The organism is Streptomyces sp. NPDC046308 (assembly GCF_055588065.1).
The window spans coordinates 582,928-603,109 of the sequence record NZ_JBVJFB010000003.1; the positions used below are offsets into that span (position 1 = coordinate 582,928).

20 protein-coding genes are annotated in these 20,182 nt (G+C 73.0%); 7 read left to right on the plus strand and 13 right to left on the minus strand.

All coding sequences use genetic code 11. The features are described from left to right. Positions 1 to 342: 342 nt before the first annotated feature. The 8 genes from ACZ6JT_RS16440 to ACZ6JT_RS16475 all read right to left on the minus strand — a co-directional run bounded on the left by ACZ6JT_RS16440 (position 343) and on the right by ACZ6JT_RS16475 (position 10,458). A complete protein-coding gene (locus tag ACZ6JT_RS16440) occupies positions 343 to 1,953 on the minus strand; it encodes a DUF3492 domain-containing protein (RefSeq protein WP_469210401.1) in 1,611 nt (536 codons plus the stop codon). Between the two features lie 285 nt (positions 1,954 to 2,238). Then, the gene (locus tag ACZ6JT_RS16445; protein ID WP_469210403.1) at positions 2,239 to 4,008 is read right to left on the minus strand and encodes a dipeptide ABC transporter ATP-binding protein; all 1,770 of its coding nucleotides are present in this window, start codon (positions 4,006 to 4,008) and stop codon (positions 2,239 to 2,241) included. Next, positions 4,005 to 4,997 (minus strand): ABC transporter permease, encoded by a 993-nt coding sequence (locus ACZ6JT_RS16450; RefSeq protein WP_030709987.1) that lies wholly within the window; start codon positions 4,995 to 4,997, stop codon positions 4,005 to 4,007. Before ACZ6JT_RS16450 ends, ACZ6JT_RS16445 begins: the two co-directional genes overlap by 4 nt. Next, the gene (locus ACZ6JT_RS16455; RefSeq protein ID WP_469210405.1) at positions 4,994 to 5,977 is read right to left on the minus strand and encodes an ABC transporter permease; all 984 of its coding nucleotides are present in this window, start codon (positions 5,975 to 5,977) and stop codon (positions 4,994 to 4,996) included. Before ACZ6JT_RS16455 ends, ACZ6JT_RS16450 begins: the two co-directional genes overlap by 4 nt. Further along, the gene (locus ACZ6JT_RS16460) at positions 5,974 to 7,713 is read right to left on the minus strand and encodes an ABC transporter substrate-binding protein (RefSeq protein WP_469210407.1); all 1,740 of its coding nucleotides are present in this window, start codon (positions 7,711 to 7,713) and stop codon (positions 5,974 to 5,976) included. Before ACZ6JT_RS16460 ends, ACZ6JT_RS16455 begins: the two co-directional genes overlap by 4 nt. A gap of 180 nt (positions 7,714 to 7,893) precedes the next feature. Then, entirely contained in the window at positions 7,894 to 7,989 is a 96-nt protein-coding gene (locus ACZ6JT_RS16465) for an Ms4533A family Cys-rich leader peptide (RefSeq protein WP_351301183.1), read from the minus strand. Positions 7,990 to 8,059: 70 nt separating this feature from the next. Continuing rightward, entirely contained in the window at positions 8,060 to 9,451 is a 1,392-nt protein-coding gene (locus tag ACZ6JT_RS16470) for a DUF3152 domain-containing protein (RefSeq protein ID WP_469210410.1), read from the minus strand. A gap of 5 nt (positions 9,452 to 9,456) precedes the next feature. Further along, on the minus strand, positions 9,457 to 10,458 hold the full coding sequence (locus tag ACZ6JT_RS16475; protein ID WP_469210412.1) for an alpha/beta fold hydrolase: 1,002 nt from the start codon (positions 10,456 to 10,458) through the stop codon (positions 9,457 to 9,459). A 138-nt stretch (positions 10,459 to 10,596) separates the two neighbouring features. On the opposite strand from ACZ6JT_RS16475, the gene ACZ6JT_RS16480 reads away from it, so the two are divergent. The 4 genes from ACZ6JT_RS16480 (at position 10,597) to ACZ6JT_RS16495 (ending at position 12,396) form a co-directional block, all read left to right on the plus strand. After that, positions 10,597 to 10,812 (plus strand): hypothetical protein, encoded by a 216-nt coding sequence (locus ACZ6JT_RS16480; RefSeq protein WP_469210413.1) that lies wholly within the window; start codon positions 10,597 to 10,599, stop codon positions 10,810 to 10,812. A 148-nt stretch (positions 10,813 to 10,960) separates the two neighbouring features. Beyond that, positions 10,961 to 11,614, plus strand: coding sequence for a TetR/AcrR family transcriptional regulator (locus ACZ6JT_RS16485; protein ID WP_469210415.1), 654 nt, complete (start codon positions 10,961 to 10,963; stop codon positions 11,612 to 11,614). Positions 11,615 to 11,756: 142 nt separating this feature from the next. Beyond that, positions 11,757 to 11,984 (plus strand): DUF3107 domain-containing protein, encoded by a 228-nt coding sequence (locus tag ACZ6JT_RS16490; RefSeq protein ID WP_030709995.1) that lies wholly within the window; start codon positions 11,757 to 11,759, stop codon positions 11,982 to 11,984. A 109-nt stretch (positions 11,985 to 12,093) separates the two neighbouring features. Next, positions 12,094 to 12,396, plus strand: coding sequence for a hypothetical protein (locus ACZ6JT_RS16495; RefSeq protein WP_365474904.1), 303 nt, complete (start codon positions 12,094 to 12,096; stop codon positions 12,394 to 12,396). Positions 12,397 to 12,513: 117 nt separating this feature from the next. Here the strand turns inward: ACZ6JT_RS16495 and ACZ6JT_RS16500 are convergent, their stop codons facing one another. Then, a complete protein-coding gene (locus ACZ6JT_RS16500; protein ID WP_030709997.1) occupies positions 12,514 to 13,272 on the minus strand; it encodes a ferritin-like fold-containing protein in 759 nt (252 codons plus the stop codon). A 471-nt stretch (positions 13,273 to 13,743) separates the two neighbouring features. Here ACZ6JT_RS16500 and ACZ6JT_RS16505 point away from each other — a divergent pair, with 471 nt between their 5' ends. From ACZ6JT_RS16505 to ACZ6JT_RS16515, 3 genes are all read left to right on the plus strand, one after another. Further along, entirely contained in the window at positions 13,744 to 15,747 is a 2,004-nt protein-coding gene (locus tag ACZ6JT_RS16505; protein WP_469210418.1) for a DEAD/DEAH box helicase, read from the plus strand. A gap of 120 nt (positions 15,748 to 15,867) precedes the next feature. Then, positions 15,868 to 16,722: an alpha/beta fold hydrolase gene (locus ACZ6JT_RS16510; RefSeq protein WP_469210419.1), complete on the plus strand. Its 855-nt coding sequence runs from the start codon at positions 15,868 to 15,870 to the stop codon at positions 16,720 to 16,722. Between the two features lie 100 nt (positions 16,723 to 16,822). After that, positions 16,823 to 16,975, plus strand: a complete 153-nt coding sequence (locus ACZ6JT_RS16515; RefSeq protein ID WP_469210421.1) for a hypothetical protein — start codon at positions 16,823 to 16,825, stop codon at positions 16,973 to 16,975. A 72-nt stretch (positions 16,976 to 17,047) separates the two neighbouring features. Here the strand turns inward: ACZ6JT_RS16515 and ACZ6JT_RS16520 are convergent, their stop codons facing one another. From ACZ6JT_RS16520 to ACZ6JT_RS16535, 4 genes are all read right to left on the minus strand, one after another. Further along, complete coding sequence (locus tag ACZ6JT_RS16520) at positions 17,048 to 17,653, minus strand: MarC family protein (RefSeq protein WP_469210423.1); 606 nt, start codon at positions 17,651 to 17,653, stop codon at positions 17,048 to 17,050. A gap of 73 nt (positions 17,654 to 17,726) precedes the next feature. After that, entirely contained in the window at positions 17,727 to 18,590 is an 864-nt protein-coding gene (locus tag ACZ6JT_RS16525) for a PHP domain-containing protein (RefSeq protein ID WP_469210425.1), read from the minus strand. 75 nt (positions 18,591 to 18,665) lie between these two features. Continuing rightward, on the minus strand, positions 18,666 to 19,310 hold the full coding sequence (locus tag ACZ6JT_RS16530) for a DUF6758 family protein (RefSeq protein WP_469210427.1): 645 nt from the start codon (positions 19,308 to 19,310) through the stop codon (positions 18,666 to 18,668). Positions 19,311 to 19,370: 60 nt separating this feature from the next. Beyond that, entirely contained in the window at positions 19,371 to 19,955 is a 585-nt protein-coding gene (locus ACZ6JT_RS16535; RefSeq protein ID WP_469210429.1) for a suppressor of fused domain protein, read from the minus strand. Positions 19,956 to 20,182: the final 227 nt, after the last annotated feature.

Sequence of the window (20,182 nt, forward strand, 5' to 3'; positions counted from 1 at the left end):
TACCTCCCCCCCCCCCCCCCCCCCCCCCCCCCCCCCCCCCCCCCCCCCCCCCCCCCCCCCCCCCCCCCCCCCCCCCACCCCCCGGCGGGGCTGATTCCGGACCGGCCAAGCCTCCGAGATCCCGCGCCGGAAGCGCCGACGGCAACGCCGGATTCGGCGCGAGCGAGGCTCCGAGACCCCCGGCCGAAGGCGCGGCCGGCGAGGCTGATCTCGGCGCGGCCAAGCCTGCGAGATCCCGCGCCGGAAGCGCCGACGGCAAGGCCGGATTCGGCGCGAGCGGGGCTCCGAGACCCCCGGCCGGGGGTGCTGTCGGCAGGGCTGCGGTCTGCGGGTCGACGGGGGTCATACGGCGGCCTCCGAGCTCGGGTCCGGGAGGGGCTGGGCCCAGGTCGGGCTGGTCCAGTGGCCCGGGACGTGCGCCTCCGGGGGCCGGGCGAAGGGGACCTCCCCGGCCGGCCGGGCGGAGCCCTTAGCCAGCAGCCGCAGGTAGATCTCCTGGAAGGCCGCCACGTTCTGCTCGACGGTGAAGAGCTCAAGCGCCCGCGCCCGCGCGGCGGCGCCGAGCCGCTGCGCCCGCTCGGGATCGCGCAGCAGCGACAGGCAGGCGTCGGCCAGCGCCCGCGGGTTGCGCGGCGGCACGACGAGCCCGGTGCCGCCGATGACCTCGAACACCGCGCCCACGTCGGTGGACACGGTGGCCCGGCCGGAGAACATCGCCTCGGCCAGGGTCACCGGGAAGCCCTCGATGACGGAGGACAGCACGACGACGCGCCCGGCGCCGTACGCCTCGGCCGGGGACGGCGCGTCGGGCCCGCCGATCTCCTCGAAGGTGACGGGGTTCTCCCCGACCGTGACCGCGTCGGCGGCCTCGTCGGGGAAGAGCTGGGCGGCCAGCGAGCGGCAGTCGGCGAGGTAGCCGGGGGCCGCGGCCGTGGCGAAGATCCGCAGCCGGGTGTCGGGCGCGGCCCGGCGGACCTCGGCGAAGGCGTGCAGCAGCGCGATGAGGTCCTTGGCGGGCTCTATCCGGCCGACCCACACGAGCGTGTCGGGGTCCCCGCAGTCCGCGGCCTCCCCGACGGAGGCGAATCGGTCCGCCTCCATTCCCGGGTAGACGGTGCGCAGCCGTTCGCGGGTGGCCCCGCACTTCTCCTGCCAGCGCCGGGCGTGCGCGTTGCCCGGGGTCAGGAAGTCGGCGCGGGCGTAGATCTCGACGGCCAGCCGCAGGTGGAAGGCGGCGAGCAGGGCCCGTACGGCGGGGCGGTCGGCCGGCTCGCGCCGTGCGTCGAGCTGGGCCAGGTAGTGGGCCCGGAGCTGGACGCCGTACTCGGTCACCAGCAGCGGGACTCCGCAGAAGCGTTTGGCCAGCAGGCCCGGGAGGGCCGCCACCCCGCCCGCCGCGGCGTGGCAGATGTCGGCCGCGCCGAGGCCGCCGCGGTCCTCGTACCAGTCGAGCGACAACGGCCGCAGCAGTCGCTCCAGTTCGTCCACGAACCGGAGCAGGTCGGTCACCTGCGCCGCCCGTACGGTGCCGCTCGCGCCCGGCGCCCGGCAGGCGGACTCCAGCGCGCGCACCGCGGACTCGGAGCGCAGTGCCGCGTACAGCCCGCCCTGTTCGCGGGCGAGTTCGGCGAGTCCGTACAGCCCGGAGGCGAAGGGGTCGGGCGCGCCGGCGCAGATCCCCCGGACCAGCTCCCGGAAGCACTCGCCGAACCGCCGGCGCTCGCGCCGGGAGTAGCTGCGCCCGTCGTCGGCGGGGGCCCACAGGGGGGCCGTCCGGACGCTGGTGACGTGCTCGGGCAGCGGGACCCGTGCGCGTTCCTGCTCGGCGGTGCGGCTCAGTGCGTAGAGCTCGAACTCGTGCTGCGGGAGCCCGCGCACGAGCCGGTCGCACCACAGCCTCGCCTCTCCCGTGGCATACGGATAACCACCTTCCGTGACCAGTCCGATCCGCACGAGTGGCACCCCCGATCTCCCGTTCAGGCGGTCGCCGTCGGTCAGGCGACCCGCCGCGGGAGAACTCAAGCGGATATGCCGAAGGCGCGACGGACGGTTGTCCGTCGCGCCACCGGAAGGGGTGAAGAGTCGTAACTTTCCCGTACGGTTCGCGTTCGAGCACGCTAGAAGTACGGCAGAAGTACGGCCTGGCTCCCGGGCCTTGGCCGGGCGGACAGGACCTGGTGCTGTGACCGGACAGGTTCTCCGGCTCGCGACGCCCGGCAAACCTTCCCGGCCACAGCACTAGGCGAAGGCCTCCTGTCGCGAGGTGCGGCGCTCGGCGGCCAGTACGGGATCCAGTGCCGGGACGGCGGCCAGCAGCCGACGGGTGTACGCGTGGGCCGGGCGGTCGTAGACCTCGTCCACCGGGCCCTCCTCCACGACCTCGCCGGCCCGCATGACGGCCACCCGGTCGCTGACCTGCCGCACCACCGCCAGGTCGTGCGCGATGAAGACCAGGGCGATGCCGAGCTCCCGCTGGAGCTCCGCCAGCAGGGCGGTGACCTGCGCCTGCGTGGTCACGTCGAGGGCGGAGACCGGCTCGTCGCAGACGATCAGCCGGGGGCGGGGCGCCAGGGCCCGGGCGATGCCGACCCGCTGGCGCTGGCCGCCGCTGAACTCGTGCGGGTAGCGGTCGTAGTGCCCCGGCTCCAGCCCGACGCGCAGCAGCAGCTCCCCGACCCGGGCGCGCACGGCCGCCTCGTCCCGCTCCCCGGCCGCGCGCAGCGGGTCGGCGATGGACTCGCCGACGGAGCGGCGCGGGTTGAGTGAGGACACCGGGTCCTGGAACACCATCTGCACGCCGTCCGTGACCCCGACGGCCTCGGCGCCGTCCCGGCGCACCTGCCCGGAACTGGGCTCCAGCAGCCCGACGAGCATCCGTCCGAGCGTGCTCTTGCCGCTGCCGCTCTCCCCCACGATCCCCAGCGTCTCCCCGGGCCGCACGGCCAGCGACACCCCGTCCACGGCCACGACCCGCCGCTTCCCCCGCCCGAACTCCCGCCGCAGCCCGAAGACTTCGACCACGGGCTCCGCCGCGGCCACCCTGGCCGCCACCTCCAGCCCCGCCGGCGCTTGAGGCGAGGGGTCCAGGGCAGAGCCCCGACCTCTGAGCCCCGCCGGCGATTGAGGCGCGGGGTCCGGGGCGGAGCCCCGATCTTTCAGCCCCGCCGGCGCTTGAGGCGCGGGTCCGGGCAGCGCCCGGGAGGCCCGCGGCCCGTCCAGCCTCGGCACCGCCGCCAGCAAGGCCTTGGTGTACGGGTCGGCGGGCGCGGAGAGCACCGCCCCCACCGCCCCCCGCTCCACGGCGGAGCCACCCCGCATGACCAGCAGGTCGTCCACGCTCTCCGCCGCCACCCCGACGTCGTGGGTGACCAGCAGCAGCCCGAGCCCCCGCTCCTCCCGCAGCCCGTGCAGCAGGTCCAGGATCTGCGCCTGGACGGTGACGTCCAGCGCGGTGGTCGGCTCGTCGGCGATCAGCAGCCGCGGCTCGCAGGCCAGCGCCATCGCGATGAGGGCCCGCTGCCGCATGCCGCCGCTGAACTCGTGCGGCCGCGCGCGGGAGCGGCGTACCGCGTCCGGGATGCCGACCCGGTCCAGCACCTCGACGGCCCGCGCCCGCGCGGCCCGCCGGGTGACGTCGGCGTGGACCCGGTACACCTCGGCTATCTGGTCGCCGATGGCGTAGTACGGGTCGAGGGAGCTCAGCGGGTCCTGGAAGACCATCGCGGCGGTCCCGCCCCGCAGCCGGCGCAGCTCGGCGGCCGGGGCCGCGGCCACGTCGGTGCCGCCCACCCGGACGGTGCCGGTCAGCCGTGCGCCGGTGCCGCGGTGCAGTCCCAGCAGGGCCGCGGCCACGGTGGACTTGCCGCTGCCGGATTCGCCGACGATGCCCAGGGCGCGTCCCGCGTCGAGGGTGAAGGAGAGCGCGTCCACGGCCCGTACGTACTCCCCCGCGCCGCCGACCGGGAAGTCGACCACGAGGCCGTCGACCTCCACCAGTGGTTCCGTCATGCGAGGGTCACCCTTCGGTCCGCGGCGGCGTACAGCAGGTCGGCGATGGCGCCGGCGAGGACCACGGCCGTGCCGATGGCGAGGACGACGCCGACGACGACGGGCAGGTCCACGACCCGCACCCCGTCGATGAGGGTCTTGCCGAGGCCGGGGATCCCGAACAGCGACTCGGTCAGCACGGCGCCGCCGATCATCGTGCCGAAGTCCACGGCGCTGAGCGCGATCACGGGGGCCACGGCGCCGCGCACCGCGTGCCGGGTGACGACGGCCCGCTCCCCCACGCCGTAGGCGCGGAAGGTGCGGATGTGGTCCTCGGCGAGTGTCTCCAGGGTCGAACTGCGGGTCAGACGGGCGTACTTGGCGCTTTCGAAGAGGCCGAGCGTCACCCACGGCAGGAGCAGGTTCCAGGCCCACTGCTCGGGGTCCTCGGTCAGCGGCACGTACGTCGGGAAGGGCAGCCACTGGAGGTAGGCGCAGACGCTCATGAGCAGCAGCAGGCCCAGGATGAAGACGGGGGTGCCGGTCCCGGCGAGCGTGAGGACGGTCAGGGCCCGTTCGGTGATGCCGCCGCGGCGCAGCGCGGACAGCAGTCCGGTGCCGACGCCGACCACCAGCCAGATCACCAGCGCGCCGAGCGCGAGGGAGAGGGTGGCGGGCAGCCGTTCCAGGATGAGCTCGGTGACCTGCTGGTCGTTCTGGTACGAGAATCCCAGGCAGGGCGCGTCGCAGTGCAGGACGAGTCCGGCGCCGCCGGAGTAGTCGCGGCCCACGAGCAGTCCCTGGAGGAAGTGCAGGTACTGGGTGAGCGCCGACTCGTTCAGTCCGAGCTGTTCGCGCACCTGGGCGATCTGCGCCGGGTTGCAGCGCTCCCCGCAGGCGAGCCGGGCGGGGTCGCCGGGGGCGAGGTAGAAGAGGGCGTAGATGAGGACGGACAGGGTGAGGAGCACGAGCAGTGCGCCGCCGGTCCGTTTGAGTACGAAGCGGGTCACTGCTCGCGCTCCTTTCTGGTGCCGACCCGCAGGCGGGAGCCTTCGCGCGGGTCGAGGGCCGTGCGGACGGCGTCGCCGAGCACGGTGAAGGCGAGCACGGTGACGAAGAGCAGCCCGGCGGGGAGCAGGACGTAGGCGGGGTCGGCGCGGAACCAGGTCTGGGCGCTGGACAGCATCTGTCCCCACGAGGGGGTGGGTGGTTTCACGCCGACGCCGAGGAAGGACAGCGAGGCCTCGGCCACCATGGCGGTGGGGACCTTGATCGCGGCGTAGGTGATGACGGGCGCGGCCAGCGAGGGCAGCAGTTCGCGGCGGGCGATGCGCAGCGTGCTGTTGCCGGAGAGCCGGGCGGCGTCGACGAAGTCCAGGCCGCGCAGGGCGAGGGTCTGGGCGCGCACCATCCGGGCGATGCCGCCCCAGTCGAGCAGTCCGATGATCAGGATCAGCAGGAGCGGCCGGGGGAAGTCGGGCGGGACGACGGCGGTGAGGGCGATGCCGAGCACCAGCATGGGCAGGGCGATCATCACATCGGTGAACCGGCCGATGAGCTGTCCCACGAAGCGGTTGCCGAGTGCGGCGGCGAGCCCGGCGGCCACTCCGACGGCGGTCTGTACGGCGGTGGCGCCGAGGGCGACGAGCAGCGAGACCCGGGCGCCGTAGGCGAGCCGGGTGAACAGGTCGCGGCCGGTGCCCGGTTCGACGCCGAGCCAGTGGTCCGCCGAGATCCCGCCGAAGGAGCCGTACGGGACGCCGCCGCGCGCGGAGTCGACGAGGTCGTCGTGGTAGGCGTTCGGGTCCTGGCCGGTGAGCTGGGCGAGCAGGGGCGCGGTGAGGGCGACCACGACGAGCAGGGCGAGGACGCCGGCGGCCGCGAGGGCCGCGGGGCGGCGGCGCAGGCGCCGCCCGATCTGGCGGACGGTGCCCGCGCCCGGGGTGACGATCCCGGGCGCGGGCACCGCTCGTTCGGCGGCGACGGTCACTTGACGGAGACCTGCGAGATGTCGAGGACGCCCGTCCAGTCGCTGATCACGACGTTCTTGACGTCCTTGCCGACGAGCCGCTTGTAGACCGGGTGGAAGAGCGGCACGTCGAGGGCCTGCTCGCCGATCTTCTTGTCGAGGGCGCCCCAGCGCTTGCCGGCCGCCGCGAGGTCGGTCAGCTTGGCGATCTCGTCGATCTCGGCGTTGACCGCCGGGTCGTTCAGCTGCGCGTGGTTGTAGTTGGAGCCGTTGGTGACGATCTGCCGGCCGTCGAAGATCGGGGCGAGGAAGGGGCCGCCGGAGGGCCAGTCGGCGCCCCAGCGGGAGAGGAAGAAGCCGGGGGTGTTCTTGGCGTCCCAGCGCTTCTCGTTGAAGGCGTTGTTCTCCAGCCCCTCCAGCTTGACGGTGATGCCGGCGGCGGCGAGGGACTGCTGGACGGCGGTGGCGACCTCGGGGCTGGTCTGGCGGTTCTGCGCGGTGGAGTGGGTCAGGGTGACGGTGAGGCCGTCGGGGAAGCCCGCCTCCGCCAGCAGCTGCCTGGCCTTGGCCGGGTCGCCGGTCTTGCCCGCGGGGAAGTGGTCGTACGGGGTGAAGCCGAAGGCCTCGCGCTCGGGCAGGAAGGTGGTGGCGGGCTCGGCGAGCGCGGAGCCGCCGGCGGCGTTGATCACGCTGGTGCGGTTGATGGCGTAGGAGACGGCCTGGCGCACCTTCGGGTTGTCGAAGGGGGCCACCTTCGGGTTGAAGGCCAGGTAGTTGACGTAGCCGAAGTGACCGGTGCCGATGCGTCCCTCCAGCTCCTTGTTGCTGCCGATCTGCGCGAGTTCGGCGGGCCCGAGGTTGGTGTCGGTGGTGATGGCCGCCGCGTCGGGGCCGGAGCTGGTGGACAGGCGCTGGTTGATGACGGCGGAGTCCAGCCCGGAGCGGACGTCGATCTTGTCCGGGTAGGCCTTGCGCTCCTCGTCGGTCTTCTCGTCCCAGTGCTCGTTGCGCTCCAGGGTGAGGTGCTCGCCGTCGTTGTCGTTCTTGACGACCTTGTACGGGCCGGAGGAGACGGGGTGCTCCTCGTACTTGACCCCGGTGTCCTTGCCCTTGGGGACGGGTGCGAACTGCGTCTGGGTGGCGACGAAGGGGAACTCGCCCTCGGGCTTGCGCAGTTTGAAGACGATCGTCTTCGCGTCGGGCACGACGATCGAGTCGAGGCCCTTGCCGCCGTCCTTGTAGGGGCCCTCGTACGTCTCCCCGCCGACCAGCCAGTCGCGCAGGTAGGGGGCGCCGCCCGACAGCTCGCCGGCGAAGGACCGCTCGATGCCGTACTTGATGTCGGCGGTGGTGATCGGGGAGCCGTCCTCGTACTTCAGCCCGTCCTTGAGCGTGTACGTCCACTCGGTGGCGTCGGCGTTGGGCCTGCCGGTGTCGGTGGCCAGGTCGGGCACGACCTTGGTGCCGGCCGCCCCGGCTTCGCGGTTGCGGGTGGTCAGCGTGCGGAACACCAGCGAGGGAACGTTTCCGCCGCCCGAGGTGTAGAGGCGGGCCGGGTCGAAGTCGCTCTGCGGCTCGGAGTTGAGGACGGTCAGGGTGCCGCCCTTCTGCGGCGCACCCCCGGCGGCGCCCGGCTTGTCGGCCGAACCGGCCTTGTCCGCGCCGTCCTTGGGCCCGCAGGCGGCGGCGCCCCCGGCCAGTACGAGGCTGACGGCGACCGCGGCCACGCGGCGCGATATGTGGGACTGACGCAACATCGGAAAAGGACCTCTCGGCGTGAAGGAGGAAAAGGAGGTGGAGCGGGAGAAGGCCACGCCGGGGGCAGCGATCGGCGCCGGAAAGGGATCACCGATGACGAAAAGAGCCGCGCCCGCGGGCATGCGTACACCCGGGCGCGGCGAAATACGAGGAAAGGGTCGCGGCGCTTCAGGCGAGCGTCAGCGACAGAGGATGTCGGCCACGCTGTGCGCGGTCACACCAAGCAGCGCCAGCTCGATGGCGGCGCTCGCGGTCATGGTGTGGTGCTGCGACATGCGGAGAACCATCGCCGATGATCGGACGGATTGTCAACGCGGCTCCCCGCGGCTCCACCGCCTGGCGACGTCAATTCCCCGGGTACACCCAGGGGTTCGCCTTGCACTCGATTCCGCCGATGTCGAGGGACTTCGTCTGCTGCTGCATGATCGGCGCGAGGGCGCCCGGGGTCTGGCAGTTCACGTGCCCGTGTCCGAGCCGGTGGCCGACCTCGTGGTTGATGAGCATCTGGCGGTAGGCGAACATCTGGTCCGGACCGTAGGTCGCGGAGCCCTGTGCCCAGCGGAAGGCGTTGATCATGACCCGGGAGGTCGACGCGGAGTCGCAGGAGACGTTGTCGACGGTGGTGTCGAGGTCGGACTTGGCGCACCAGACACCGGTGGTCCCGGGGCTGGCCAGTGTGATCACGAAGTCGGCCTCGCCGCCCGGCACCCGCTCGAAGGTCATCGTGCCCCCGTGGGCCCAGCTGCGGGGGTCGTTGAGGGTGCGCTGTACCGCCTCGGCGAACAGCTGCGGGTCCAGGCCGAGACCCTGCTCGACGTCGACGCGGTAGCGCACGAGCCGGCCCTTCCCGGGGGCCTTGGCCACTCCGGGCACGGTGTCGAAGGTGCCGGGGCCGGTGAGCTTCGCGTCGATCGGCAGCTGCTGGGCCATCTGCTGCTCGTACGTCAGCTCCGGCGGGGGTGCGGCGGAGGGCGCCGCGGGCGCGGCCGCCGCCGCGTCCGGCGTGGGGCGGCCGTCCGAGCGGGAGGCGGCCGTGTCGGACCGGCCTTTGCCGGGGGCGGCCGCGGTACCGGTCTTGGGGCCGTCGCCGTCCGCGATCAGCTGCCCCGCGACGACGACGGCGAGGACGGTGGTGACGGCCGCGGCGGCCATGCCGGTGTAGGTACGGACCTTGTGGCCGCGGCCGGAGCCGGACGGCTCCTCGAGCGGTTCGAGCGGTTCGACCGGATCGACCGGTGCGCGCGGCCCGGGCACGCGGCGGTGCGAGCCCGTGGAGGTGACGGGGTCGGACTCGGGAGCCGGGAACGGGAAGGGGGCCCGGGCAGGTGCCGGGGCCGGCTGCTCCAGGACCACCTGGGGGAAGCCCACCGCGGGGGTGCCGAAGGCCGGGGTGTCGGAGTCCATGAGGGCCGCGCCCGCGGCGGGCGCCGCCGGGGCCGTGCCGCCGGTGGCGCGGCGGGGGCGCGGGACCCCGTGCCAGTCCCCGTACACGGAGTCGGGGCGGGCCCCCCAGGCGCCGCCGGGCTCGTACTGCTGGGGGTGGCCCCCGGACCTGGCGCCGGTGAACGGCGGGTCCTGGGAGACGTACCCCTGGTGGTTCACCGTGGGTTCGGGCCACTGCGCGGCGGCCGGTTCCTCGTACGGCCACGGCTCGTACTCCGCCTGCGGCGGGGCGGGAGCGGGGGCCGCGGCAGGAGCCGGGGCCGGGCTCGGGCCCTTGCGACTATGTCGTCCCACGGTCCTCAGCCTCTGCCGTCTTCGGTATCCCGGTCGGTCTCGCCCTCGCCCGTGCCCGTGTCGTGCAGCAGCTCCCGGAAGGCGGCGGCGACCACCTCGGGGTACTCCATCATCGCCACGTGCCCGGCCTCGGGCAGGCTCAGCAGCCGCGAACCCCGGAAGGCGGCGGCGGCCTTGTGCGCCATACGGTACGAGACCAGTTGGTCCCGGCCACCGTAGACCAGCAGGGACGGCGCGAGAACCCGCTGCGCCTGGCGCCACAGCCCGTGCTGGCCGCCGAGGGTGTAGGCGTCGACGATGCCGCGCGAGGAGCGGGTCATCGCCTCCCAGAAGTACGGCAGGGCCATCCGCCGCTCCATCTCCTCCACGGCGTGGCGGAACCCCTCGGGTGTCACCCGGGAGGGGTCTCCGTAACAGAGGTCCGTCACCCCCCGGGTGCGCTGCTCGGCGCTGAGGCCCCGCGTCAACCGGCTGAAGAGCCCCGCCACCCCCGGTACGGCGAGCAGTGCGGTCGGCACGGCCGACTTCTGCACGCGCAGTTCGGGCAGGGCGGGCGAGACCAGCGTGAGGGTGCGCACGAGGTCGGGCCGGACGGCCGCGACCCGGGTGGAGACGGCGCCGCCCAGGGAGTTCCCGAACAGGTGGACGGGACCGCGCCCGGCGGCGTCGAGGTGGCGGATGACGGCGCGGGCGAACGCGGTGACGGAGTAGTCGCGGTCGGCGGGCGGCGGGGACCAGCCGAATCCGGGCAGGTCCAGGGCCTCGCCGTCGACGGTGTCGGCCAGCTGCGCCATGAGGTCCGACCAGTTCTGCGAGGAACCGCCCAGTCCGTGTACGAAGAGCGCGGGCGGCAGCCCCGTGCGCAGGGGCGGGCGCACCCGCACGGCCAGTTCCAGCCCGGGCAGCGCGGCGGTGCGCAGCTGCTCTCCCTCGGCCACCCGGACGGCTCCCGCGAGGGAGGCCGGCTCGGCGGTGGACCGTACGCCCGGCAGCTCGGTCGAAGACATGCGGGCAATGTTACGAGACGATCACGCTCCACTTCCTGTGTTCGCGGTCACAGACACATGCGGATACGGATCCGCATAGCGGTGCATCCCCGATCCTCCTAGGCTCATAGGTGAGAGCAAGGAAGCGAGGGGAGCGGCATGACTGTCGACCCTGTGGAGCCGGACACCTTCCGGGAGCCGTTCCCGGAGACCCTCGATCCTGAGGCGCCCGAGGCGGATGTGGCGGAGCAGCAGGCCGACCTCCGGCCGGACGAGGACGACCCGATGACCGGGGCGGAGGTGGGCGAGGCCGCGGACGGGGACGCGGCCGAGCAGGCGCGGGTGGTGCCGCTCGACGAGGACGACTACCGCTGACCGGCCCCGACCGACCGCTGACCAGCGCCTCCGGGTCGTCCGTACCGCGAGAAAAGTCGGCTTGGACCCTCCAGATTCGGTTACCGAAAAGTACGATGGCGGGCGCGGCGCAGAGCGCACTGTGTTCTTAGAGAAAGTGGGAGGCGGCGTGACAGCCATCGAGCAGACCGAGGCAGCGCGTCCGCGGGGCACGCGACTGCCGCGCCGAGCCCGACGCAACCAGCTCCTGGGCGCGGCGCAGGAGGTTTTCGTCGCGCAGGGCTACCACGCGGCGGCGATGGACGACATCGCCGAGCGTGCCGGAGTGAGCAAGCCGGTGCTGTACCAGCACTTCCCCGGAAAGCTGGACCTGTACCTGGCGCTGCTGGACCAGCACTGCGAGGCGCTGTTGCTGGCCGTGCGCACGGCGCTCGCGTCGACGACGGACAACAAGCTGCGCGTGGCCGCGACGATGGACGCGTACTTCGCGTACGTGGAGGAGGAGGGCGGCGCCTTCCGGCTGGTCTTCGAGTCCGACCTGACGAACGAGCCGGCGGTGCGCGAGCGCGTGGACCGCGTCTCGCTCCAGTGCGCCGAGGCCATCTGCGAGGTCATCGCCGAGGACACCGGCCTGTCCCGGGACGAGTCGATGCTGCTGGCCGTGGGCCTGGGCGGGGTCTCGCAGGTCGTGGCCCGCTACTGGCTGTCCAGCGAGAGCCCGGTCGCCCGTGACACGGCGGTCGGCCTGCTGACCTCGCTCGCCTGGCGCGGTATCGCCGGCTTCCCGCTGCACGGCGCCGAGCCGACCGCCGACCTGGGCTGAGCCGGCGGGCCCGTGGCCCGCACCTGCCGTTGTTCGCTGCCAGCGTGTCCGTTCCGCGCGGCCCCCATCCCCTCACCGGGCTAATGTGGACCGCGTACGGCGCGGCTGATCGCGCGAACCGGATCGTCGGAGGGACAAAGCCGTGGAGGTCAAGATCGGCGTGCAGCACGCACCCCGGGAGATCGTGCTGGAGAGCGACCTGAGCGCCGAGGAGCTGGAGAGCATCGTCACCGCGGCGCTGTCCGGCAACGAGCCGCTGCTGAGCCTCACCGACAACAAGGGCCGCAAGGTCCTGGTGCCGTCCGACCGCCTGTCGTACGTCGACCTGGGTGAGCCGAGCGTGCGCAAGGTCGGCTTCGGCGCGCTCTGAGAACTGTCGCGAACGGCCCGGTGGTTGCCTCCACCGGGCCGTTTCCCTTTCTTCCGCTTCGGGTAGGACCGCAGTGACCCGGTTTGCCCTGACGTATGGGAGAGACCTCATGCTGCTGATGGAAGTGCTCGGCTCCGCTCTGTTGGGCCTCGCCCTGTCCGCAACAGCCGCCCGAGTGCTCGCACGCCGACTTCCGTCCCCGAGAGTGGTGCTGGTCAGCGGTGTGCTGGGGGCGCTGTTCGGGGCGTATCTCACCCACTTCGCGCTGGGTCCCGGGCACAACACCCTGACCGCGACCTTCGTCGGCGGGGTGCTCGTGTCGGCCGTGGTCCTGTCCCTGCTGCTCCGTCCGGCCTCCGGGCCGCGCAGGCCCGCCCGCAGGACTCCGTTTTCACTCCCGTCGCAAGGCTGATCCCTGAGGGTCCGAGGATCTCCCGACGGACGTAGGCCGGCCCCGGCGCGCACGATGCGCGCCGGGGCCGGCGTACGAAGCCCTGCGGGGCCCTGTGGAGCGGGTGGGGGCGACGGGTCAGGCGGCGAGGCCGAGGGCCGCCATCCGCTTGGTGTGCGCCTTGGTGATCCGGGTGAACATCTCGCCGACGGCCGCCAGGTCGAAGCCGGCCGCCATTCCGTCGACGCCGCCGACCAGCATGGTCGAGAGGGCGTCACGCTCGGCGACCACGCGCTGCGCCTGCGAGAGGGCCTCGCCCATCAGCCGGCGGGCCCACAGCGCGAGCCGGCCGCCGCAGCGCGGGTCCGCCTCGATCGCGGCGCGCACCTTCTCGACGGCGAAGTTGCCGTGGCCGGTGTCGTCGAGCACGCCGAGCACGAGCGCGCGGGTGTCGGTGTCCAGGTGGGAGGCGACCTCGCGGTAGAAGTCGCTGGCGATGGAGTCGCCGACGTACGCCTTGACCAGGCCTTCCAGCCAGTCCGAGGGTGCGGTCTGGCGGTGGAAGTCGTCGACGCCCTTGGCGAAGGGCTGCATGGCGGCGGTGGGCTCGACCTCGATGGCCGTGAGCCGGTCCCGCAGCCGCTCGAAGTGGTGGAACTCGGCGGAGGCCATCGCGGCGAGCTCGGCCTTGTCGTCCAGGGTGGGCGCGAGCTTCGCGTCCTCCGCGAGGCGCTCGAAGGCCGCGAGCTCTCCGTACGCGAGCGCGCCGAGCAGGTCCACGACGGCGGCCCGGTACTGCGGCGAGGCAGAGGCGGTCGCCCAGTCCTGGGAAGCGATGCCGACGGCTTCGTCGGGTGCGCTGTCGTCGGCGGGCGAGGCGTTTTCTACGGTCGACATGCTCCGCACAATAGCCCGCCGAATGGCCCTCCAAGGCACCATGCCGGTTGACCGGCTGTCCAGCTAAACGCGTCTACCCGGTGAATTCACCCGACACAGCTGCGCGATTCCGGGGTACAGTGGTAATGCGCCTGCCGAATACTCGGCGGGCCGTCCCAATGAGGATGCCCGGTCGGTGGCCCGATCGGCTCCAACCGACCGCCCTCGGTGTGGTGCGTACGTTCATGCGTACCGCCTCCCACGAGGGGCCCCCTCAGCGGCCGATGCGCCTGAGCGAAGGCTAGTGGTCCCGCGCAGCTTCGTACGTAGCAGTACTGCAAGCACAGCACGGTACGACCCCCCTCGCCGCCTCGCGCCGCGTCTCACAGAAGAGGCAGCACCCTGACTACGTTCCGAGACCTCGGGATCTTTCCCGAGACGGCCGAGGCCCTTGAGGCCGTCGGCATCGTGTCCCCCTTCCCGATCCAGGAGATGACCCTTCCCGTCGCCCTTTCCGGCACGGACGTCATCGGCCAGGCCAAGACCGGCACCGGCAAGACGCTCGGTTTCGGCCTTCCCCTGCTGGAGCGGGTCGTCGTCCCCGCGGACGTGGAGGCGGGCCGGGCCAAGCCCGAGCAGCTGACCAACGCTCCGCAGGCCCTCGTGGTGGTTCCGACCCGCGAGCTGTGCACCCAGGTCACCAACGACCTCCTGACCGCGGGCAAGGTCCGCAACGTCCGCGTCCTCGCCATATACGGCGGCCGCGCGTACGAGCCCCAGGTCGAGGCGCTCAACAAGGGCGTCGACGTGATCGTCGGCACCCCGGGCCGCCTGCTCGACCTGGCCGGCCAGCGGAAGCTGGACCTGTCGCACGTCAAGGCGCTCGTCCTGGACGAGGCCGACGAGATGCTCGACCTGGGCTTCCTGCCCGACGTCGAGAAGATCATGAACTACCTGCCGGCGAAGCGGCAGACGATGCTGTTCTCGGCGACCATGCCGGGCGCGGTCATCGGCCTCGCCCGCCGGTACATGACGCAGCCCACGCACATCCGCGCCGTCTCCGAGGACGGCGAGGGCGCGACCGTCGCCAACATCGCGCAGCACGTCTTCCGCGCGCACAACATGGACAAGCCGGAGCTCGTCTCCCGCATCCTGCAGGCCGAGGGCCGTGGCCTGGCCATGATCTTCTGCCGTACCAAGCGCACGGCGGCCGACATCGCCGAGCAGCTGGAGAAGCGCGGCTTCGCCTCGGGCGCCGTCCACGGCGACCTGGGCCAGGGTGCGCGCGAGCAGGCGCTGCGCGCGTTCCGCAACGGCAAGGTCGACGTGCTGGTGTGCACCGACGTCGCCGCGCGCGGCATCGACGTCGAGGGTGTGACCCACGTCATCAACTACCAGACGCCGGAGGACGAGAAGACCTTCCTGCACCGCGTGGGCCGCACCGGCCGCGCGGGCAACAAGGGCATCGCCGTCACCCTGGTCGACTGGGACGACATCCCGCGCTGGCAGCTGATCAACAAGGCGCTGGAGCTGGACTTCCACGAGCCGGTGGAGACGTACTCCACGTCCCCGCACCTGTTCGAGCAGCTGAACATCCCGGCCGGCACCAAGGGCATCCTGCCGCGCGCCGAGCGCACGCGGGCCGGCCTGAAGGCCGAGAACCTGGAAGACCTGGGCGAGACCGGCGGCCGCGGTGGCCGTGGCGGGCGTTCCGGTCCGGCCGCTGCCGCCGTGGTGACCGAGGAGCGCCCCGCGCGCACCCGTACGCCGCGTCAGCGCCGCCGCACCCGTGGCGGTGCGGAGCTCGCCGAGGGCGCCGAGGCCGCCGCCGTCACCCCCGTGGTGGACGCGCCGGTCGCTCCGGCCGCCGACGAGCCGCGCCGGCCGCGCCGCCGCCGCACCCGTGTGGGCGCGGTGCCGGCCCAGGCCGTGGAGAGCGCTCAGGTCGTGGAGGCGGCTCCGGCCGCCGTGGTCGAGGCTCCCGTGGCCGCGGTGACCCCGGTCGCCGAGGAGGCCCCGGTCAAGCCGCGGCGCGCCCGCACCCGCAAGGTCGAGGAGAGCGCCCCGGAGCCGGACTTCCAGATGGCCGCGCCCGTCGAGCCCGCGCCCGTCCGGGCCCGCCGCCCGCGCAAGATCGTGGCGAGTGCCCCCGAGCCGGACTTCCAGATGGCCCCGCCCGTCGAGCCGGTCAAGGCGCGGCGCACCCGCAAGGTCGCTGCCGCCCCGGTGACCCCGGTCGCCGAGGCCCCCGTCGTGGCCGAGGAGGCGCCGGTCAAGCCGAAGCGCACCCGCACCCGCAAGGTCGCCGAGGCCGCTCCGGCCGAGGCCGGCGCGGTGGCCGTGGCGGAGGAGGCTCCGGCCAAGCCGAAGCGGACCCGTGCGCGCAAGGTCGCCGAGGCCGCTCCGGTCGCCGAGGCCGCCGCCGTGGCCGAGGAGGCGCCGGTCAAGCCGAAGCGCACCCGCACCCGCAAGGTCGCGGCCGCCCCGGAGGCGTAGGCACCCGAGCACTACGCCGACGGCCCCGTCCCCCTTCCGAGGGAGCCGGGGCCGTCGGCGTACCCGGCGCGGCCCGGGCGAGGCTGCGCCGGGAATCTACGGGCCGGTAACCTCTGGCCCATGAGCAAGCCGCCGCGCCTGACCCTGCCCGCCGCCGCCCGTGCGTACCTCCTCACCACCGATCGCGGCACCTTCGCCGTGCACGAGGCCGGTGAGCCCGTCCGCGGCACCGCCCTGCTGGTGCCCGGTTTCACGGGCAGCAAGGAGGACTTCATCGGCCTCCTGGAGCCGCTGGCCGCCGCCGGGTACCGGGTGGTCGCCGTCGACGGACGCGGTCAGTACGAGAGCCCGGGCCCGCGCGAGGAGGCGCCGTACGCCCTGGAGGAGCTGGCTCGGGACGTGCTCGCGCAGGTCCGGGCCCTGGGTTCGGACCGCGTGCACCTGGTCGGGCACTCGCTCGGCGGGCTGATCTCGCGCGCCGCGGTGCTGCGCGACCCCACGCCCTTCGCCTCGCTGACCCTGCTGAGCAGCGGCCCCGCCGCGATCACCGAGGAGCAGCAGGCGCGTACGAAGCTGCTGGTGGCGGCGCTGGAGGCGATGGGCGGGGACATGCCCGCGGTCTGGGCGGCGATGCGTGCCTACGACCCGCAGGACGCGGCCGCGGACTCCGCCGAGCTGGCGGAGTTCCTGCGGGGGCGGTGGGTGGCGACCGTTCCCGAGCAGTTGATCGTCACGGGCCGGGTGCTGATCTCCGAGCCCGACCGGGTGGCGGAGCTGGGCCGGACCGGGCTGCCGAAGCTGGTCCTGTCAGGGGCCGTCGACGACGCGTGGCCGGTCCCGCTGCTGGACGAGATGGCCCGCCGCCTGGGCGCCGAGCGGGTGGTCGTCCCCGGGACGGGGCACTCCCCGAACGCCGAGGATCCGGCCGTCACGGCCGCCGCGCTGGCCGCCTTCTGGGACGCCTGCGCCCCCTAGTACTTAGCCAGTGAAAAAATTTCCTTAGCGTAGGGAATGATTGCGGCCTACACTTCGTTGAACCCTCTGCAAGGAGAACACCGACGAAGGGAGAAGCCCCATGCGCTTCGAGATTCTGCGCCTGGACGACGTCGACGGATCCGCCGTGGACAGCACCGTCGTGGACGCGGCCTCCGTCAACCGGATCGTGCAGCACGCCGCGGCCGTCGGCCAGCGCATTCTGATCCGACCGGCCGAGAGCGCGTCCCTCTGACGCCCGCACGACGACGTTCGCGCCCCCGCACCGGTCCGGTGCGGGGGCGTTCGCATGCGCGGGGCGGTCGGTTCAGGCGCCGTGTACGACCTGGAGCACGCCGTTGATGATCTGCTGGACGGCGATCGCCGAGAGCATCATGCCGGCGAGCCGCGTCACGAGGACGACGCCGCCGTCCTTGATGACCCGGATGATCACCAGCGAGTAGCGCATGGTGATCCACAGCACGACGTGCATGGCGATGATCGCGGCCCAGACGGAGACCTGGCCGACGGCCCCTTCCGCCTTCTGCACGGCCAGGATCACGGACACGATCGCACCGGGCCCGGCGAGCAGCGGCATGCCCAGCGGCACCAGGGCCACGTTCACGTCCTTGGTCTGCTTCGGCTCGTCGGTCTTGCCGGTGAGCAGGTCGAGCGCGATGAGCAGGAGCAGCAGACCACCGGCGATCATCAGCGCCGGAACGGAGACGTGCAGGTAGTCGAGGATCTGCTGACCGCAGATGCCGAAGACGGCGATGACACCGAAGGCCACGCACACGGCCTGCCAGGCCATCCGGCGCTGCACCTTGACGGGGCGGCCGGAGGTCAGGGCGAGGAAGATCGGCGTGATCCCCGGGGGGTCCATAATCACAAAAAGGGTGAGAAAAAGGGATCCGAAGACGGCGAAATCAAACACAGTGATGCCTTGCAGGAGAGAGGGGTGTCGCGAAAAGAAGCGGGGACGGGTGGAGCGGGCCGGGAGGGGCCGGTCAGCGCCCGCGTCCGCCGGCGCCGGGCACGGGGAAGGCCCCGGTCGCGCGGCGCGTGATCTCGCCGTAGATCTCGGGGTCGGTCGTGTACTCCCCGAGGCGGCAGGTTTTGCGGCTGCCGTGGTAGTCGCTGGACCCGGTGGTCAGCAGTCCGAGGTCGGCCGCCAGACCGCGCAGCCGCGCACGGGTGCCGGCGTCGTGGTCCATGTGGTCCACCTCGATGCCGTCCAGGCCCGCGGCCGCCAGCTCGGCTATCGCGGACTCGGGCACGCACCGGCCGCGCTTGACGGCGGCGGGGTGCGCGAAGACGGTGACGCCGCCGGCCGCCTTGACCAGGCGGATGGCGTCGAAGGGGTCGAGTTCGTGCTTCTCGGCGTACGCGCGGCCGCCGTCGGCGAGCCAGTCGGGCGTGAAGGCGTCCGAGACGGTGGGCACGACACCCAGCTCGACCAGGGCGGTGGCGACGTGCGGCCGCCCGACCGAGCCCTCGCCGGCGATCCGCGCCACCTGCTCCCAGGTGACGTCGACGCCGAGCGCCCGCAGCTTGTCGACCATGGTCCGGGCGCGGGGGGTGCGGTCGTCCCTGACGAGCTCCCGCTCGCGGGCCAGCTCGGGCTCCTCGGGGTCGAAGAGGTACGCGAGCATGTGCACGCCGATCCCGTCGAGCCGGCAGGACAGCTCGGCCCCGGTCACGAGGGTCAGTCCGGCGGGAAGGGCCGCGAGGGCCTCCCCGTATCCGCCCACGGTGTCGTGGTCGGTCAGCGCCACCACGTCCAGGCCCGCGGCGGCGGCGTTGCGCACCAGCTCGGCGGGGGTGTCCGTACCGTCGGATGCCGTGGAGTGCGCGTGCAGGTCGATGCGCACAGCCGAGCTCCAGAGGTCGTACGGACGGGTGGGGGACACTCCAGGATAACCGGGCGGACGGGGCGCCCCTGCCCCCTAGGCCGGGCCCAGGATGCGCGGGCTCAGGGCCCCGCAAGGAAGGAGCTCGACCTCCGCTCCCGCGTCGCGGAGGTCGGTGAGGACGAGCTCGTCGTACATGAGGAGGCCGGACTGCTCCGGCCAGACGATGGCCCAGAGCCACAGGCCCCTCGCCTCCCCCGCGAAGACGGCCCGGTCGTCGGGGGCTCCGTTCAGGTGCCACAGGGGGGCCGGGCGGCCCGCGGCGACGACCTTGGCGTGCGGCGGTGACGAGACGTCGATGTGGGAGCCGGGGTCGGGTCCGTCGATGCCCGCGTACCGCGCCCCGAGTCCGACGCCCAGTTCCTCGGCGACGAGCACCAGCTCGCCGATGCCGCCCAGCGGCCCGGGGCCCGAACAGGCCACGGCCGTCGCCCGGCCGCCGCTGCGGTCGTCACCGGCGGACGCGATCCCGGTGAACAGCCACCCCACCGGCAGCGGCCACGGCATCCACACCGGCACCCGGGACCGGTGCGCCACGACGCCCAGGCCTTCGACACTGGGCGGGATGACGGGTTGGAGGGGGTGGACGGCGCCGTGCAGCGCACATTGCCAGGAGTCGGAGAAGAGTCCGGGCGCCCTGACCCGGCCACCGCACTTCGGGCAACTTGGTTCACCCCTCATAGGAAGCCACGCTCCTCCCCGCCCGGCCGCCAGTCAAGGCGCGGTCACCCGTCCGGGCCGTCAGTCCAGCGCGACGGCGGTACGCAAAGGGTCCCGCAGGTCCGTCCCGCGCGCGAGCCAGCGTTCCTGGAGGGCGGCCGCCCCGTGCACGCGTTTCCACGCGGCCTCGTTCGCCGTCATGGGGAGCAGGGGCAGGAACTGCACGGGATCCATGGGCTCGTCGAGCTCGAGGTCCTCCACCAGACCGCCGGGTTCCGCCACGAGGACGGAGGTGAAGGGCGCCCCGTCCCACAGCGGACCGCCCACGTCCAGCGAGGCCCCGGGAGCCACGACGAGCCCCTCGACCTGCGGGGACGCGGCCAGCACCGCGAGCGGCCTGAGCAGTTTGTCGGTGGGCGCCAGCCCTGCCCGTACGGTCAGCACGAGCTCGGCGCGCGGGCCCCGTACGGGGTCGGCGACCACGGCGGTCGGATCGGTCATCGGGTGCGCGGACATCCCGAGGGTCGCGTACCGCACGAGGTCGCCCTCGGCGAAACGGAGTACCTCGATGCGGTCGGTGCCCAGGAAGGTGACGGCGGCGCGGGCGTCGGGTTCACCGAACGCGGTGCGCAGCCGGGCCTCGACGAGGGCCAGAATTTCTGCCATGGAGCGAGCATAGAACTCGTATCAGGCGGGTAAAGGGCGGGTCTTGACCATCCGTCGGCTGATAGTGTTGACAGCTGTTCGGGGCCGCATGCCGAAGCATGCCTGGCACCCCGGAGACAGGACCTCCCCCACGGGGGACCGGCCGGAGGAGGTGGGGCTGCAATGGATCGAAGTCGATCGTGCAGTACCAATCGCTCTTCCGCTTCTGTGACGGACGCTTCCCGCTC

What these genes read in the sequence shown, in the direction of transcription:
- ACZ6JT_RS16505 (WP_469210418.1), top strand. Translation starts at nt 13,744, where the DNA reads ATGACCCTTCCCGTCGCCCTTTCCGGCACGGACGTCATCGGCCAGGCC.
- ACZ6JT_RS16475 (WP_469210412.1), bottom strand. Translation starts at nt 10,458, where the DNA reads ATGTCTTCGACCGAGCTGCCGGGCGTACGGTCCACCGCCGAGCCGGCC.
- ACZ6JT_RS16460 (WP_469210407.1), bottom strand. Translation starts at nt 7,713, where the DNA reads ATGTTGCGTCAGTCCCACATATCGCGCCGCGTGGCCGCGGTCGCCGTC.
- ACZ6JT_RS16495 (WP_365474904.1), top strand. Translation starts at nt 12,094, where the DNA reads ATGCTGCTGATGGAAGTGCTCGGCTCCGCTCTGTTGGGCCTCGCCCTG.
- ACZ6JT_RS16515 (WP_469210421.1), top strand. Translation starts at nt 16,823, where the DNA reads ATGCGCTTCGAGATTCTGCGCCTGGACGACGTCGACGGATCCGCCGTG.
- ACZ6JT_RS16510 (WP_469210419.1), top strand. Translation starts at nt 15,868, where the DNA reads ATGAGCAAGCCGCCGCGCCTGACCCTGCCCGCCGCCGCCCGTGCGTAC.
- ACZ6JT_RS16530 (WP_469210427.1), bottom strand. Translation starts at nt 19,310, where the DNA reads ATGAGGGGTGAACCAAGTTGCCCGAAGTGCGGTGGCCGGGTCAGGGCG.
- ACZ6JT_RS16465 (WP_351301183.1), bottom strand. Translation starts at nt 7,989, where the DNA reads ATGTCGCAGCACCACACCATGACCGCGAGCGCCGCCATCGAGCTGGCG.
- ACZ6JT_RS16480 (WP_469210413.1), top strand. Translation starts at nt 10,597, where the DNA reads ATGACTGTCGACCCTGTGGAGCCGGACACCTTCCGGGAGCCGTTCCCG.
- ACZ6JT_RS16500 (WP_030709997.1), bottom strand. Translation starts at nt 13,272, where the DNA reads ATGTCGACCGTAGAAAACGCCTCGCCCGCCGACGACAGCGCACCCGAC.
- ACZ6JT_RS16535 (WP_469210429.1), bottom strand. Translation starts at nt 19,955, where the DNA reads ATGGCAGAAATTCTGGCCCTCGTCGAGGCCCGGCTGCGCACCGCGTTC.
- ACZ6JT_RS16445 (WP_469210403.1), bottom strand. Translation starts at nt 4,008, where the DNA reads ATGACGGAACCACTGGTGGAGGTCGACGGCCTCGTGGTCGACTTCCCG.